Source organism: Agrobacterium rubi TR3 = NBRC 13261 (assembly GCF_000739935.1).
GTDB classification, from domain to species: domain Bacteria; phylum Pseudomonadota; class Alphaproteobacteria; order Rhizobiales; family Rhizobiaceae; genus Agrobacterium; species Agrobacterium rubi.
Window position 1 is genome coordinate 108589 of the sequence record NZ_BBJU01000024.1, and the last position, 16833, is coordinate 125421.

Annotated in this window: 12 protein-coding genes and 2 pseudogenes; 5 read left to right on the forward strand and 9 right to left on the reverse strand. The window is 53.9% G+C overall.

Annotation, left to right across the window (positions count from 1 at the left end):
* Positions 1 to 14: 14 nt before the first annotated feature.
* From RRU01S_RS18340 to virA, 7 genes are all read right to left on the reverse strand, one after another.
* On the reverse strand, positions 15 to 902 hold the full coding sequence (locus tag RRU01S_RS18340; RefSeq protein ID WP_010891498.1) for a type IV secretion system protein: 888 nt from the start codon (positions 900 to 902) through the stop codon (positions 15 to 17).
* A gap of 100 nt (positions 903 to 1002) precedes the next feature.
* Positions 1003 to 1665: a pilin minor subunit VirB5 gene (gene virB5, locus RRU01S_RS18345; RefSeq protein ID WP_010891499.1), complete on the reverse strand. Its 663-nt coding sequence runs from the start codon at positions 1663 to 1665 to the stop codon at positions 1003 to 1005.
* A gap of 16 nt (positions 1666 to 1681) precedes the next feature.
* Entirely contained in the window at positions 1682 to 4051 is a 2370-nt protein-coding gene (gene virB4, locus RRU01S_RS18350) for a type IV secretion/conjugal transfer ATPase VirB4 (RefSeq protein WP_045231711.1), read from the reverse strand.
* Complete coding sequence (locus RRU01S_RS18355; protein ID WP_010891501.1) at positions 4051 to 4377, reverse strand: type IV secretion system protein VirB3; 327 nt, start codon at positions 4375 to 4377, stop codon at positions 4051 to 4053. The genes virB4 and RRU01S_RS18355 overlap by 1 nt, the downstream gene beginning before the upstream one ends.
* Positions 4377 to 4742, reverse strand: coding sequence for a pilin major subunit VirB2 (gene virB2 / locus RRU01S_RS18360; protein WP_010891502.1), 366 nt, complete (start codon positions 4740 to 4742; stop codon positions 4377 to 4379). The genes RRU01S_RS18355 and virB2 overlap by 1 nt, the downstream gene beginning before the upstream one ends.
* Positions 4742 to 5479, reverse strand: coding sequence for a type IV secretion system lytic transglycosylase VirB1 (locus tag RRU01S_RS18365; protein ID WP_045231712.1), 738 nt, complete (start codon positions 5477 to 5479; stop codon positions 4742 to 4744). The genes virB2 and RRU01S_RS18365 overlap by 1 nt, the downstream gene beginning before the upstream one ends.
* A 544-nt stretch (positions 5480 to 6023) precedes the next feature.
* On the reverse strand, positions 6024 to 8525 hold the full coding sequence (virA, locus tag RRU01S_RS18370) for a two-component system sensor kinase VirA (RefSeq protein ID WP_045231713.1): 2502 nt from the start codon (positions 8523 to 8525) through the stop codon (positions 6024 to 6026).
* 835 nt (positions 8526 to 9360) lie between these two features.
* Between virA and tzs the strand changes: the two genes are divergently transcribed.
* The 4 genes from tzs (at position 9361) to RRU01S_RS26235 (ending at position 12755) form a co-directional block, all read left to right on the forward strand.
* Positions 9361 to 10092, forward strand: a complete 732-nt coding sequence (tzs, locus tag RRU01S_RS18375) for a (dimethylallyl)adenosine tRNA methylthiotransferase (protein ID WP_010974913.1) — start codon at positions 9361 to 9363, stop codon at positions 10090 to 10092.
* Between the two features lie 439 nt (positions 10093 to 10531).
* Positions 10532 to 10774: a hypothetical protein gene (locus tag RRU01S_RS26230; RefSeq protein WP_045023278.1), complete on the forward strand. Its 243-nt coding sequence runs from the start codon at positions 10532 to 10534 to the stop codon at positions 10772 to 10774.
* 462 nt (positions 10775 to 11236) lie between these two features.
* On the forward strand, positions 11237 to 11947 hold the full coding sequence (locus tag RRU01S_RS18385) for a hypothetical protein (RefSeq protein WP_045023280.1): 711 nt from the start codon (positions 11237 to 11239) through the stop codon (positions 11945 to 11947).
* Positions 11948 to 12617: 670 nt separating this feature from the next.
* Entirely contained in the window at positions 12618 to 12755 is a 138-nt protein-coding gene (locus RRU01S_RS26235) for a hypothetical protein (RefSeq protein WP_165572246.1), read from the forward strand.
* Between the two features lie 357 nt (positions 12756 to 13112).
* Here RRU01S_RS26235 and RRU01S_RS25470 read toward each other — a convergent pair.
* Positions 13113 to 13289: pseudogene (locus tag RRU01S_RS25470) on the reverse strand (transposase); the annotation flags it as partial.
* A gap of 454 nt (positions 13290 to 13743) precedes the next feature.
* Between RRU01S_RS25470 and RRU01S_RS25480 the strand changes: the two are divergent.
* Positions 13744 to 14495 (forward strand): annotated as a pseudogene (locus RRU01S_RS25480) (type II toxin-antitoxin system HipA family toxin); the annotation flags it as partial.
* A gap of 97 nt (positions 14496 to 14592) precedes the next feature.
* Here RRU01S_RS25480 and RRU01S_RS18395 read toward each other — a convergent pair.
* Positions 14593 to 15027 (reverse strand): VirK family protein, encoded by a 435-nt coding sequence (locus RRU01S_RS18395; RefSeq protein WP_010891509.1) that lies wholly within the window; start codon positions 15025 to 15027, stop codon positions 14593 to 14595.
* Positions 15028 to 16833: the final 1806 nt, after the last annotated feature.

Here is a 16833-nt window from a genome sequence, read left to right on the forward strand (position 1 = left end):
ATTTTTTGCGGGACCTAACGACGCTCGACCTGAGCGAAGCGACGGTACAAGCTGTTGGCAGATTGGGTCGCGCCGCTCCAATAACTGCCTCCGATGTTGCCGGCGATTGCCGGCAAAGCGACAATGAGTGCGTCACCAGTCAGAAAGAACATGTCGAGTTCGTAAAGACCAATGATCTTGGCCGCGGTCGTACCGGCAAGGGTGATTACACCAAGCATAAGCGTGAGTGCAGTCGCTTCGGTTAGGATGACTATTGTCGCCACGAGGTTTAGCAGGAGAAGTAGGAGACCATAGGTGATAAGTTGCCCGATCCACTTTGCCGCGATGTCGCGCGTGCGATCAAAGATATATCCCGTGAGGATCAAAGGGCCGATCGCCAGAAGCACTTTCGTGAGAATTCCGACGGCGTCGTAGATTCCGAAGGCAGACCAGAGCGTGCCATAAAAGACCCACTGAGCCCCCTGGAAAGCAAGGATGTCCTGGTCATTCATCGGGCCGATTTCAGATGCAATTCTCTGAAATGCAGCCTGGGTTAGGGCGAACATTGTATCGAGCTGAGCGGGAATGGTCTGCAGAGGCAGGCCGCTGCCACTAAACTGCTGAATAAAGTTTGGAATCGTCTCTTCAAAGACTGAAACCACATAGTCGTGGTAGTTGGCCTGCCCGACGACAAGGGCAACAACGACGGTGACCGTGATCACCCGAGTGATACCGCCGCGCGTGTCGATTTCGCCACGCATGACCAGAATACCCTGAACGATAATCCAAAGAGTGACGCAGGCGACCAATGGCGCGCTCACCGCCTCTTGGATCGTCCCAAGCATTGTGTCCAGGCTTGTCGTAAAGGCTAGATCGAAGATCGTATGAATGGCCGTAAACGGCGCCGGGATCGTGAAATTCATCGTTTGGACCTGACCTTGACTGGCTTGTCGCAGAATGTCGGATACAATGAACTCGCATCCTGAAATGTGCAGATGGGCGGCACGAATAAGTCGCCCAGTCTCAGGGGACGGCCCCAAAGATGACCGCAGTCTTTTGATGCTCCTTACGTTGAGCGGCCGCCTCTTCCGCCTCATGAAGGCCAGCCTGCGCGGTGGTCATCGTTAACAAGCTGGTCGCCTGTACATTTTGAATCATTGCGTCATGGATCTGCTTGAGAAGCAAACCGTTGGTAACGGTTGCCTGCATGATATTGCGAGAGCGAGAAAGCTGTGTCGAGGTCTCGGCATTCGCTGTTAAGCGTTTGTCCATCGTCTCCAGGTTGTCAGCCGCAATGCCCGCGCTATTTGCGGAACCGGTGATCTGCGATCGCAACAGATCCGCTTCAGCGTCGCCACCAACTACGGCGCGATCTGTATCGGTGGTGATCGCACGTGCCGTGGTCGACATTGGCATTCGCGGCGAAAACATTTCCGTGTCCAAGTCCCTGGTCGAGGGATACTGATTTTTTTGGTTGAGCGAAGTTAGTAGGCCGGTGACGCCATAAGCCGAGGTTAACATCGCCACCATCGTTATGGTCTGTTCGAGATTTGCCGCAGTCTCGAGCGCCGTCGCCAGCGTCTCAGCTTCCGTCGCCGGATCGCTGACAACGAACTGCGCCCGCGCGGGCCCGACCGAAAGAAGGCTGACGGCCATGGCCGCAGCAACAAGTTGCATGATCTTCATAGTTCCCCACCTTTGATCAATCTTTTGCCTCGTGGTAACGAGCCATAAATTCGCTGAGCCAGGCTGATGGGTTGTCCCCCTGTACTTTGCGAAGCTGATCCGCGAAGCGCACCGTGTTGGCGCGCCCCGAAAGTACGGCGACATATTCGCGCATTTCCCGCAGATCGAATTCGCAGACGACGCTTCCGCTTTCTCGTTTAAGCAGAAACTTCCGGCTACCTACTGCCATGTCTTCACGGATCGCCTGAAATTCCTTTTCAGTACATTTCAGTCCATCGATGTAAGCCGATCGATCTGCCGTGGGTGAAGGATAGAAAATCTTCGTCATACATTGCGCGACGAGACTGGCGCCTAGCTGCGATTCCAGGACATGCTCAGGTTGCTGCGTTGCCAGTATCAGCATCCCATTGTTTTTGCGGACAGTAAGCAGGAACTTGTCGACGACCGCCGCAAATTTAGGATTTAGCAAATAGGCGCGAAACTCATCGCAACTCATCACAAACCGACGGCCGTCAACCATGGCTCCAATGCGGTGCAGAAGATATGCTGCGGCGGCAGCGCATACTTCCTCATATTCGAGAAGATGCGTCATGTCGAAACCAGTAATCGAAGGATCCAACTTTACTTCGTCGAGCTCGCCGTCGAACGCCCAGCCTAGTGCATTGCCACGGCACCAGCGTTGGAGTCTCGCTCCCGCCCCTTCGGCGGGTCCATGCAACAAAAATTCGCGTAACCCCGCGATTGAGCGCATGTGGGGATCAAACGAGAGCTGCCGATGGATACCCCGCACCAGACGGCGATTTTCCTCGGGGGATATTCCTCCACGGCCATCGCTCTCAATGAGCGCCACGATCCATTCGCGCAGAAAATCATGTGAAGCCGCTGTATTTTCCAGGCCACGCAATGGCGCCAATCCGCTCGGCGCTCCTCTACGGAGCGCCAAATATGTTCCCCCGGTGGCGCGAACCAGCAGCTCACTGCCGCGGTCCTTGTCGAAGAGGACAACCGCACCCGCGCGGTCGACCATGCTCTGCTCGAGCATCGCGAGGATAAAGGTCATGAGCGTCGTTTTACCCCTCCCGATGGGACCGAATATCGCCGTCATGCCGACATCGTGCTCGTGCGGGATGTAGTCGAAAGGGGTTCCACCATTGGTACGAAAGCGCGCAATCGCGTTGCCCCAGTGACCTGAGCCGGATCCCTCGGGAAAATTCTCGAATGAGACTAAACCAGCGAAGTTGCGCGATGTGATCGCTCCCGGACGCGTGCGCCACTTATAGTTGCCTGGCAGCTGCGACCAATAAGCCGCCTCCATGCCGATGCCCTCTTGGACAACAACAGCTCCCGCATCCGCCAATCGCGTCCGGGCGCGGGCACCTCTATCTGCAAGACTATTGAGATCATTTGCATATATGCAAAGACTCAAATGATGCGCCCCCATAACGAATTCGTTGCTCGCTAGTGCGTCCTCCGCCTCGGATAATCTGCTGATTTGGGTGACGGCTTTGTCGCCAGAACTCAACATTTGGCTGGACTTGAGGCTGAGCTTCGAGTGGGCTTGCGAGCGAGTCAGAAACGAGAAGCTCTGCGTCAGAACAAGCGGAAAATCGAGAGACAGTAGCACGTTGAGCATACCCGGTCGCGTCGTTGCGGGGTATTCGCGAAACGAGTAAATAGATCCCACATAACTATCTTTTGGTGTTCGGATCTCGAGTCCCCGCTTGCCGCAAATAACTCGGTCGGTATAGATCGAGGCGCCGAGCGAACCGCTAACGACGGGAACCGGCGTGAATCGACCAGTCATTATCAGCCGCAGAGCTTCTCCAACCTCCGTAAAAAGCACATCTTGCTTCTCACGAATACCAAGACGACGCAGGCCGTACGCTTCGAGAGCGCCAGCGACAAGATGCCAGAGATCTTCCAGGTTCCTGGTTTGAGCTGTGAGATCGTTTTCTTTTTGTCTGTAGCGTTTGGTGAACCTTCTCCTCACTTTGCCAAGCGCGGCCCGGGGAGACACGATCAGCGTAAGGAAGTGGTCATTGCGAAGGAGTTTGCCGGAGAGAACGCGCTCCTCAAAAGCTTCGCTCAGACTGGCGGAAAAAGCGCTGCGGAAATGTCGCGCGGGTGACGGCGGCACATCGTCATGACGTACGAGGTGAGCATATATTGACACATGATCATCAGCGATATTGCGCAAGAGCGTATTAAATGCACGGCAACGTGCATTGCGCATTTCGGCATCTTCGAGTTCGAAGGCCATGCCACTTACGTGCGCCATCGTCATGATCGATCCATCTTCTAGAAGGACAATCTGGTCGCTGAGGTGCCCGACGTAGGGTAGATAGACCTCGCCAGACCTTTCGGTTGTGCCACTTGCTCCGAGCATTACGCCATTCCTCTCCCTCGCGCGGGAACCTTGATTGGATTTGGGCTAACGCTTGCGCCGCCCCAAATCAGACCATCAACGCTCCTTCCCGCCGTCTGCAAAAAAAGAAGAACGACGCTGGCCGCGTTATAGTCTCGTTCCACCACAAGCCGCGCTCCGAACCACAAGGGCACGAGAACGACTTCGTACAGCGGGTTCTGAACGATGACGATGACAAAGCCGGCAAACATCACGAGTAGCCCCGCCAACGTCAGCGGCACGCCAAGAAACAATGCGGGCCGTGTCGCCGCCAAGTAAAGGGTTGCTTCTTCCAGACGATCATTCATTAGCCACCTCCAGTCAGCGTTTTGCCCAGGAAGCTGGCTCCAAACATGATGACAATGCCGCCGACGACGCCGGCAACGAGACCGAGTGAAGCGCGACCGAACATCCAGGAGATTCCGATGGCCACGATGCCAAGAACAGCGAGTGACTGGCCGAACGGACCAAGGATAAACGTGCATATGTTGTTAACCATTGTGGCTGGGTCAGTGCCGCCACCTGCAGATTGGGCCGCGGCCGGCCCAGAGGAGAAAATGCTCCACCCCATTGCACCGACCACGCTCGGCGCATAGCCGGATACCATGCGCATCACCGCGTTCGAGAGCGAGAGGCGATTCAGATGTACACGGTATCTTTCAAAGCATCGCATTATTGCGGACCTCCTTGATTTAAGTCGAACAAGAGTTGATCGTCGTCTTCGGATTTGCGGTTGTCCTCGTCTGGCGGCGGAGGCGGACCGGATGATCCGCCAGATCCGCCCTCCGGGGAACGACGCTTATATGCCCCCCAAACATCCCATGTTTCCTCGGATCCCGGCTTCTCACGATCATCTTTTGGACGCGCGGTTAACGGGGGGACGAGCTGTTGAGCGGCCGTTTCAACTTTTCGCACGTAGCCGTTCGCGAAGCCGTGCGTAAAATCACCGGTGTTATAGGCGGAGATTGCCCGACGAAGCGACAATTGCTCGTCGTCAGCCGTGTTGCCGCCAGCGTAGCGGCTCCCAAGCAAGTTTGCGGCGACAGATAATGACGTGCAAGGTTGAAGGGCTCCGTCAGGTGTCAGACCGAGCACGGAAAAATTCCGGGAATTGATCTGCATGAGCCCAACATCCAGCGAATGCCGTGCTTCGAGACGGTCCATCACGACTTGCGTTGCTTGAGCCTGGTTCTGCCAGTGAAGCGTTTCGCCGGTGGTATTGTCATGCACAGCAAGCGGATCAAAGCGACTTTCGACCTGAGCGATCGCTGCAAGCGTAGATGGAGCAACGGATGGAGCGCATTCGCGTGCAAAATTATTGAACTCAGCAAATGAAAGTGGGGCAGCACCGCTCGACGGGCACGTGGAGGCCAGTAAGATAATCGACAGCGGCCCTGTTGCCTTCAACATTCCCCATCTCCCCAAGCTCATAACCAACACAGCCACTTCGGTCGGAAGAAATGCTGTCATCTGATGTTCACGATTATCGGGAGGGTCGGTTACTCTAGGATTTTTGTTTTCTTCTTTTCGATTTCATTTGAAGCGAAAACGGCTTTCCATGCACTTAAGGGTGCGGCGACGAAAGATGGCTCTCTAAGACAACGGCGAGGATCTAGAATGCCGTCGAAGTGAAATTCCAGGGCGGAATGAACGGGGGATGGTTTCAATAAACTGTGGCACTTCGCAGGCTCCGATCAGGGTGTCGATCGCGCCATTTGCGTGGCGAGGGTATCCGCCTATGCCGACTATCCTATGTCCGAGCTCAGCGAACATATGTCTTGTTCTTCGAAGACGGTATCGAAGACCTCCAGCAGATAATCGCCAACCTTCGGGTCTCAGAAGACGCACCGCCACAACCGACTGCCCAAAGCGATTGCGAGAAACCATAGCTATAGGCGCGCCGAACAGACGTGCTGATTACCCTGGTCGAGTCTCCTGAAAAACATCCTCAACTCTAGGCTTTGATCTTGGTACGAATCGCGTAGGCCATCGTCCTGGAGGATATAGGTTTGGGCAGAAAAAGCGCGGACGTCATGTCATCGCTGGAAAGTGACATTTTAAGATCACTTCCTCCAATGATGATGGACGCCGTCTTGAAGGCTGCGTGCAAAGCAGTAGCACTCTGATTCTCGGGAAGAGACGATTGGTCAACTAGAACCAGATCGGCTTGCTTGCCTTTTGATATCCAATTGCAAAGGTCTGCACATGTCTTAAAGCCCACCGGCTCATAGCCCAGAGCGGCGATCTTGTCTTCGTACACCTCCCGCAAGACAGGATCTGGCTCAATCAATGCCACAATTTCTCCGTTGCCTCGCGGTGTTTTACAGGGCCCAAAAAACGCGTCCGGGCTGACGGGCTTCTTCGAGGAAGGAGGTAGATAAATGTCGAAGCGCGTCCCTCGCCCTACGGCTGAAGTAACGTCAATATATCCTGCAAGCGCGCTGACATGACCGTGCACGGCAGCAAGACCTAGACCCGTGCCGCCGCTGCAAGAGCGTGTTGTAAAGAAAGGCTCAAAAATGTGGGGGAGCACAGTTTCGGCAATGCCTTCACCGTCGTCGCTGACAGAAAGAAGAACATAGTCGCCAGCTGGCATAACACCATGCGCCAGTACTTTCTGTCGAGATACAAAAATTCGGCTAACGATGATGTCGATTTGACCATCGGCGGTAAACGCCTGGGAAGCGTTCTTGCAAAGATTCATCAGCATCTGCTGAACCTCTAGCGGGCTTCCTTCGACTACGCTCTTCTTGTCGTCAAACTTGAACTTCAGCTCGATGTTGCGCTGCAATGCAACACGCAATAAGGGAGCAATTTCCATTACGAGTTCGGAGACACTGAACGGCTTTGTCACGCGTTCTAGTTTTCGACTTAGAGTCAAGATCTGATCGATAATGAGCCTGGCTCTGTCACCCGACGAAATAATTTGGTCAATGTGTCTTCGGGTGACAGATGACCGACGCAGCATGTTTTGCGCCATTTCAGCGTACCCGAGGATTGCTCCCAAAATGTTGTTGAACTCATGCGCTATTCCACCAGCAAGTGTACCAACTGCCTGAAGACGTTCCGCATGCTCTAATCGCCTCTCCAGAATATCGCATTCGGTCTGCTTACGCCGAACATCGATATAGTGGCAGAGGCAGGCGGTGGCGAGTTCAAGAAGCTGAACTTCGCCTGGACAAGATTTCAGACGATAGCCCTGGTAACCGAGGGAACAAATCGCTATCAGTTGATCCGTAGATTTGTGTGCCAGCAGCATAGAAACGCCCGGAGTCTCCGGAGGAAGGCAGCTGACCTTTCGCGTCGACATGATGCGGAATACTGACGCACGCTCATCCGCTCTGGCAAGAGAAACCATCTCGCGTAGCGCGAGGTCCTCCCAGACGGGCTCAGGCAGCTTCGCAGCGAAACTTTCGACAGCCCACCTGTCACCATGGTCCACCAATGCTAGTGCACACGATTCCGCATTAAAGAAGCGTTGAATAATTCCAAGCGCAGCTTGCGCGGACGAATTGAGGGACGACGCTGTGGCCCCTCGCCCCTCGAAACAAACCCCAATCTCTTTGATTACCTCTTCGTAATCCAAACGCCGCGTTAACCAAGCCGTTTTCCGACGCAGCCTATAGACCAGTGAGATGATGTAGATGCAAAGGCCCACCGAAACGGAACCCAAGAAGATCCGTGCCCGCTGCTCCCTCACGCTTTGCAAGCTATAGGCCTCCAAACACTTGCGCTCCAATCTTTCGGCAATTTCAGCGGTGTCGGAGGTCTGAATCATGTTTACGGCATCGTTCACACGGGGCAAAAGCGACAAGATGACGCGACCCTCGCGTGCAAGTATACGGATAGGAACTTCAGCCCCACCGCTAGCTTTTTGGAGCATGTCGAGTTCGTGACTGATCTCCAACGAGAGTGTTGGGCTTGGCTGACGCACAAACTGCAGCATCAGGCTGCCCAATTCGTTCGAATTTTCGACCGTCTGATCCGTCGACGACATTTTGGGAAGAATACTAAGCGCGCGAGTGAAGCTGGCAAGCGAATCTTGCAGGAGCACGTTTTGCGCTCCGAAGGCTGCAACGGCCGCGTCGGTCGTATCCACGGACACCTTTAGCTTGTCGAGCAGTTGAGAGAAATCATTGCCGATCACAAGATGAGATTGTTTAAATAGTCGCTTCAAATTTTCCAGGTTCTTCCGCAAAGCTCCCAACCTGGAGATAATGGGCCGGTAGTTCGCCACCACACCCGCTTCCGCGCGGAGTACATCCCGCTGCAGCGAAGCACTGTCGATGTTAATAGCTCGCAATTGGGTCAGGATCGCCCGATTGGTTTCATTGTCCTGCCAAGACGTAATCGCCATCAAGGCAAAAATCATTGCAGCAACTACCAAGGCCAGGATAGACCAAGGCTTGGCGCCTGTCTTGAAATCTTGCCGAGACGGTGAATACCTTCCATTCATCCGCACTTACGTCCTCGTACCAGCGCTCAGTCCCACCCCGGTGGCCCTTAGGCCGCACAGTAGGGTTTGTAAATGGGTTTGAAGCAACAAACGTCGACTCAGTGTGTTTCAAATGAAACACAGCCTCGGCATTCCAATGGATGTTTCCGGTTGCCGAGGTGTTCTTTGACTCCGCGCGGTGGCTGGTAGGATCGATATGGTCGGGATGTCGCCGTTTGCACCGAGAAAAATGAAATCGTCGACATTAACAATATGGCTGATCATGCGTCGACAGGGCAAGTTGCTATGCTATGCGCAGCGAGAACTGCCGTGGCGGCTGCCGCGGACACTAGCGGATATTAGGTCTGTGTTCGTACCACCTTAGAGGCTGTCGGCTTCGAAACGAAGCCAGGACGTCAGCGCATATGAGACCCAACCGGCTTTTTCGTGTGCATATCCGTTAAATATTCTTCAGCGGCATTTTTCGTTTCAGTGACCAAGCAAAGCTGCAACACGAACTGTCAGGTGCTGACGGAGCATACCGCGCGGCCGATGTGGCTTCCCTACTCAAATCGCCTATCCGCTTTTCGACGTTGCGTTAACGGGGTCCGCTGCATTCACCATAAGCAGGTGTCGGGGCCAAACTCCTCAATTGTTCAGGAGGACAACGGGATGGAAACTCTCATGGCCGAATGAGCCGGCAACGTCAAAAATGTACGATTACAAATGTAGCGCGATATTAGTTCAGCAGATTGCGTAAAGCTGGTAAAAATCATGCAGTAAAACATCATAATCCGAATTGAAAAATCTGGTTTGGAACAGATGGGATATCCCATTAAATTTATATGAGGCGCACATGTTACTCCATCTCATCTACGGACCGACTTGCAGCGGCAAAACGGACATGGCGATCCAAATCGCACAAGAAACCGGGTGGCCGGTGGTTGCCCTTGATCGTGTGCAATGCTGTCCTCAAATCGCGACAGGTAGCGGAAGACCTTTGGAATCGGAATTGCAATCAACGCGGAGAATATATTTGGATTCCCGCCCCCTCACCGAGGGCATCCTTGACGCTGAGAGTGCCCATCGTCGACTCATATTCGAAGTGGATTGGCGGAAGTCCGAAGAGGGTCTTATTCTCGAGGGCGGGTCGATTTCGCTTCTCAATTGCATGGCTAAAAGTCCGTTTTGGAGATCGGGTTTTCAATGGCATGTCAAGCGGCTACGTCTTGGGGATTCGGACGCCTTTCTCACCCGAGCCAAGCAACGCGTTGCGGAAATGTTTGCCATCCGGGAAGATCGCCCCTCGTTGTTGGAGGAGTTGGCGGAACTCTGGAACTACCCTGCCGCTCGACCGATTTTGGAAGATATCGACGGATATCGCTGCGCAATTCGTTTTGCGCGCAAACACGATCTCGCAATCAGCCAGTTGCCAAATATTGATGCAGGGCGGCACGTAGAGCTCATAGAGGCCATAGCTAATGAATATCTTGAACATGCGCTCTCGCAGGAGCGCGATTTTCCTCAGTGGCCAGAAGATGGCGCAGGACAGCCTGTTTGCCCGGTCACGCTGACGCGAATTCGGTGATTCGCCGCTTCATCATTTGACCTGCGCGTTGGATGGCCATCGGCGGCGCAGCATCGGTCGGCGTCACCTCCAAGCGCGACATGCGGCGCGCCAAAGCTATTCGCACATCTTATTTGAATAAGTGATTTCTTTCGAAGCACCTCGGCCGGCGCTCGGTCCTCGAGGGATTTGGCCGCTTCCGAGTTCCAGCAGTTGCAGATTTCGATTAGCCGGCGTCGGTCAGGCTTCAAAGTCGACTTCCATCAAAGTCATTTTGGTTACACGTCGACATTGCATCTCAGCAAGACGAGTGGCTGTGCCGACTGATATCGACCGATTGCCATTACGTACAGCAGGCTTATTCGGTTACATTTGAAACCAATCTTTGGTCTCCTGTAATCATTATACTGCTGATGGACTGCACATATCGTCGGTAAGCTTACATAAGGAGTACGATGACATGGGGCACCAAAAGAAATCAGATAAGCGCCTGGGCTACTCGCATCTGCGATTGGCAACTATCGACGGCGTATCCCTGCCTGATCTACAACTATCGCCCGACCGGCAGCAGCGCCCGACTTCGACGAAGAGGTCCTTTTTCGAGCAACTGCTCTTGGATTTTGCGTTCGGTTGCGAACTATTTTATCCGATCCAGCTATACGAGCATCTTGCAACGCGCGAGGGGGAAGACCAAGAGCGCTGACTCGCAAGTGAGAATAACGATTCGATAGATTTGGGAGAAATCCAACCAGCCGCCGCGCTCCTGGTTTGAAACCCAAGTCCATTGGATTTCCAAGTGCCATGATGAAAATTGTCGCCACGCTGGACGAAAACCAACGTGGTATCTCACTCGTCAACACCTGCAAATTCCAACTATAGGTCGGCGAGTGGACGGAGGATATCATGGACAACATCGATGTGACGCAAGCAAAGAACGGCTCGGGCACCTAGGCTTCAACAGGTGCGAACCTGCGCGGCAGGAACATCAAAAGATGGTAAGAAAGTCAATCGGGAACCTGACCGGTATACGGTGCGCCCAAGGCGCAGGCCAGATCTTGCTGCCGGTATCATATATGCTGACAACGCGCGCTCGCCTCCCAAAATCAACGCAATTTGACCGCAGGGTTCGCCCATCAAATTTGCTCCACAAAGGATTTCATTCTCCGTGTCATTATGCCCTTCGAAATGCTTTCGAATCGCCGCACTTGCAGCGGCCTCCATCGTGCTGGGCACCCAGATCGCAATTGCGCAAGAACCGTCTATAGGGTCTCAGTGGTTGAACACGCCGGCATCTCAAGTGGAAGCGCTTGCGGTTCTCCAGACCTTGAATGCCAATCTCCTGAGTAACGCCAGTGCTACGTTGACCCTTGACCGCTGGTGCGCCGGGCACAAGCTCGCACCGGAAGGTTCCAAGATCCTAGCTCAGCGTGTGCGCGGGCAAGCCAAGCCGGCCGATGATCATATCCGTGAACTACTGACCGTCGGACCCGACGAGCCGATCGCTTATCGCCGCGTTCGCCTAGTCTGCGGCGACCGCGTCTTGTCCGAGGCCGACAATTGGTATGTGCCGGCAAGATTAACGGCCGAGATGAATCAGGCATTGAATACCAGCGATATCGCGTTTGGCAGAGCCGTTCTGGCTCTCAATTTCACACGCACCAATCTATCTGCCAAGTTACTCTGGTCTCCTCTATCAGAAGGCTGGGACATGGACGGCTTGATTGCGTCTGGAAGGGGATCTCCTACCCTGCCGCCATTCCTGCTCGAACATCGTGCTGTGCTGAAACTTCCTGACGGCACGCCGTTTAGTACCTTGGTAGAAAGTTACACAAGCAAAGTATTAGACTTTCCGGTTCCACGCTCGCTTGCTCAGTAGTGTTTTGCGACGGCTACCGGATTCACTGCTCGAAAGAGAACGGATCGATACGAGTCATCCAGATCGCTTTTCAAGCTCAGGAGCTCGCTATAAAGGCGTGCTGCACAGGATCGGTTCGTCGTAACCGTGTTGAACAGCTGGCTGAAAACATCTTTGAGCGGGGCTGGCCATTCTGCCGCGCTCGCCCCTCGCATCATTCATGAACGGGCTGTCTTGGACGGCTGGCACTCATGTTCCCACGATACGTCAATAGGTCCCCAGTCGGATTGCAGAAACTGTTCGCGCCGCTATCGGCCAGCGGCTCCATCTCCTTACAAGAAACGCGAACGCAATTAGCAACGAAGAGGAACCCTATTTTTACAATGGCAGGTTGGTGCATCTGATATTGTTTGATCTAAAGCTAGATGAGGTCGGTTGTGCGTCGCGGACCGGTGCCTTCGCTGAAAGCAGCAAGGTGTGGAACTGGTGCTGCGTGATCTTAGAGCAATAGCGTTACCCGGCATGCAGCGGACGACGCGCTGCGCCTTAACTGCTTGTTTTTCTTCCCGTCCTAGAAATGCGGAGGCAACACGGATAGTTGTGGTTATCGGGAAAAACGATCAGGTTCAAAAACCTTTATGGAATGGGCGATTAATCGGGCCGAGGAGATTGTGTCGGCCAGGGACTGGATTTGCTGCGCTCGACATCCGAAGGTCATCGATGGAGCACCGATTATTGTACCATGCGCCTGACTATTGCGATTATTGAAGCGCTGATCGAAGCTCGCAATTTTGAGCAGGCGCCGTTCGAAAACGTTCAAAAGAACTGATGGCCAGCCGCCAAGCGCAGCTTGTGCTCTATTTAGCCAAACTAATTGAGGGTCGGGGGATCTATTGAATATTAGCCCTGTCACCAAAGGTTAAGTTGGTGACAGGGCGTATCGCTGACACGGGGTGGCGATAGTGTCAACGACCAGGGCAAAATGCCAATACCCCAAAAGAAGTCCGATGAACATCCGCTCTGATCGCAAGATTCATGCGAAATATGCGACCTGCTATCCAAGAAACCTTGGCGTCCGGATCATGAGTACAACCTTGGCGACATTTTTTGCGCATTTAAACCGGACGTTCGGTGCTCAAGCGCTTAGCTTCCTCGGTCCGAAGCGCATTGGGCCGGTCAGTACTCACTTGCCTATCCATTTCCAAAGGAGGTTGGCATTGACCCCATGTTCGAGCGCAAGTCTCGATACCGATGCCCCCGGCTCAAGGCAGGCTGCGACAAGCCGCTCCTTCGATACCGGATCAAAACGACGTCGCCCGTTCCGGCCTATAAGCCTCACACGCAGTTTCTGATCATCTTCCATGATTTGGCGTCCACCTCATTTTAGGTGGACACCAAATGCCTCAGCTCATTCAACGGAAAAAGGTGCGGGGTATTGCGCGCTTACCCTAAACCGCACCCGCACTTGGCGACTTGCGAGCTGAAAAATTCGTGAGATTATCTGCCGTTTCCAATGGATTGCCGAATGGCAAGTGCGTCGCGAATTCGGCGAGCAATTCAGGCGGAAAATGAGTTTTTCGTTCGGCATTGCATCCAACGCCGAGAGAGCCTTGTGGGATGCCAGTCTGCTGCTTTTCTCCCTTCGTAGATCAGCCTCCAATATGGCTCCGGCTCTACCACTTGGGCCTGGTCGGCCGAACCGCTTTCACGATACATTTGAGATTGCACCCTCGTCGAGGCAGGGATTCGTTGAAGGATGCGGAAAGAAACCTCATGAATTGAGCTTTCATTGCTATCACCCGCAATTATGCCGCTAAGATGAAGGCCTGCAGCTCATCTTTGCCCCAGGCTCCTCCCTTGGCGATGCCTGCCCGAAGGCCTCGGTCATCGACCAACATGGTCGACTCTCAATCGCGAAATTCCCGAAGGAGACCAACGACTACAGCATGGAGAGCTGGGAAGAGATCGCGCTGCGGCTGGCCGGCCAGGCAGGTATCGCCACTCCTCGGCACGAGTTGATCGACCTCGCCGGCAAGGCCGTCATGTTGTCGCGACGCTTCGATCGCGAAGGGGCGATCCGCACCCCGTTCCTGTCGACGATGGCGACGATGGGCGGCGAGCGCGGCAGCTCTCCGGAGATCGTCGATGCCCTTGCTAAACACGGCGCCCAAGGTAAGACGGACGCCCATGTCCTCTATCGGCGTGTCGTCTTCCATGTGCTGATTTCCAATGTCGACGATCACCTGCGCAATCACGGTTTCCTGTGACTGGGAAAGGCGGACTGGTCGCTCTCGCCGGCATACGACCTCAAACCCGTTCCGACCGATCTGAAGGCTCGGGAGCTGACGGCGAACATCCATCTCGACGAGGGCACCTGCTCGCTCGATCTGCTGGAAGCCGCGTCGGAGTTTTTCGCGCTCTCACGCTGCCGCAGGCCCGCGCGATAATCAAAGAGGTCGCGACCATGACCGCAACCTGGCGCGATACCGCCAAGGCGATCGGCGCCCGCTCAGCCAAGATCAATCGCATGGCCAGCGCCTTTATTTTAAAACGAGCGCTTGCGCTATGACGAGTACCTTTTTCATAACTCGAACCACCACCTGCAAATTGCCTCGCCGGGCAGATTAAGCCAACTCTGATTGGCGTCACACAGGAGTCAGAGATCACTATGGAGCGAAGAAACTCAACCCGTGACTGATCGCGCACTTGTAGGCCAAGCTGGTACCTTTTCTCTCGTAGCTTGGCATGTTGAATACGACCATAGTCAGTTCGGCGTCACCGTCCAACCGGATTTGGTAGCGAAGAAACTGAAGAATAGGCTTACCGTCACGATCAATCGTAAAGTGCTGATCCGCAAAAGCGAGGGTGCCGTCAGAAGTGATTCTATACCCATCTATGCGAATGCCTCCGCGCGTCTTCGTCGGCGGTGTATCGTCGGTCCCCGGAGTACACAAACTTAAATCGACCATAACGTCCACTGGCTTGCCGGTAGTCAGTGCAAGCGCAATCTCGGGAAAGGTTGCTAGTACATGACTATCATTGGCAGCGTTTGCAGCCGTAGCCAAAAGTATCCCAAACAGGGTCGGTAGCATAAGTTTCATAGGTGATCCTATTTAGATTGACTAAAAGAAGGTAAGCCATTCCGATACTATGGAATTGCTGTTACGTTGAGCTTTGAGATGAGGAGTCAGTCGCCTAGCAAGCCCTGCCTTGCAGTCGCCCCGTCTGCTTGATGAGAAGCAATCTCTCAGCGCGGACGATGATTCCACTAGGATGGCGTTTTCGGCATCTCCATGTTTCTGTTTGGTATGAAGTGTTGAGGGCGGCGGATTCCCCTGAAGCTCCGAGCGCCATGAGGTGATCCACGCGCTCATTCGCACGCGCTCCGGTGCTTCGAGACATTGCAGTTCACGGACAGCAAAACGCAACCCCGGAGGCGGGCCGCGCCGTTGCACTATCGCCACTTTGAGAATTTTCAGGCCCCGTATTCGCCTGTTTATTTCCGCGCATGGACAAGGCTCCGAAACCGTCCTCTTTTCCAAAGGCTGCACTCAGGGAAGATCGGCTCAATTGATATCCCTTTGCATTTTTTAGTTCAGTGCAGTCGACGTTGCATCACCGTGTTGCACCAGATCGCAACCAGAGGGGTGGGGCCGGATAGGTAATGCTTTCTAACCTAGGCGTTTTAGGCCGCAGCGTGAAACCGGAAAAACCGCTGCGTCTACCATCCCTATCACGTCCGGTTGACACGGCCCCTACAGACGAACGTAGGGTCGGACGTTTTCAGAAGGATTTCAGAAACGCCGGCGAAAGCTTCATTTGAAACAAATGGGGCCGTACATTCGAGACCTGATGTCCCTTCAGAATTTGTGAGGGAAGTGATACGGGATCAAACAGCATTCGCGTCATGGGGCGGTTCAACTAAAGACGTCCCCAAAAGTCCCGTCAGCGGCAAGACGATGCGATGTGTCAACTTACAACAGCGCGGTGGATCCAGGAAATTATCGCGATAGTCCAGAGCGACTTCTGTCACGTGAAGAAGCGTCTAGCTCGGCTCGCGTACGGTTGTAGACCTCATTGATATTTTTCTCAAAGCTTTCGTTCGTCGTTAGGAGTCCCACTGCATTTGGACCGCCTCTTGCTAACGACGCACTATATCTCTCAATTGTCTCAATTACTGTGTCTACAGCTCTGACCTCAGGCCCCGCCGCGTCCCTATATCGTCTAGGATTTGCGTCCATGGTTTTTTGAACCTCGAAATCGGCTATGGCTCGGCCAAACAGGGGAGACAGTCGCGGACGGCTGCTCCTCTCTTGTTGTATGCGAGCCAGTTGATCCGCATTTAGGTACTTTTCGCCTTGGACCAGCACGTCGACCGCAGGGCATTTCTGGCCCATATTCCAGGTCAAAGGGGGTTCTAGCCGCAAAATTTCGATAGAGCGTTCGATAAGTCGCGTCTTGTTTGCTTCACCAAGATCATTCAAGTGTTTTATGACACTAAGAATTGCGTCGCACTGAGCAGATTCAGGCAAATTGAGTATATTGGTGACAAATCTCGATTTTCCCGCTTCAGACTGGAACTTAAGAATTGGGCCAACGGCTCGCGTTCTGGCCGTCGGAGAGGGTCGGTTCGTCTCCCACTCAGGTAATTGATTTCCGGGAATGACCGTATCGAACACGGTTTTGGCGGAGGCGCCAATTCGTTTCATTCGCGCGTGATATTTTCCGACGGGATCACTTGTAACGGCTTCACGACCTGCACGCCCTGTACGTTCCAGGCTTCCAAGATTTCGTGCCGTTTCTACCGGGTCCTGGGTAGGAATATAAGTTGCCACCTTAGCCAAAAGCTCGGGAGGCATATCCCTATTTGTCGATGTAGAATGGACTTCCGTACGGGACGCTTCGGA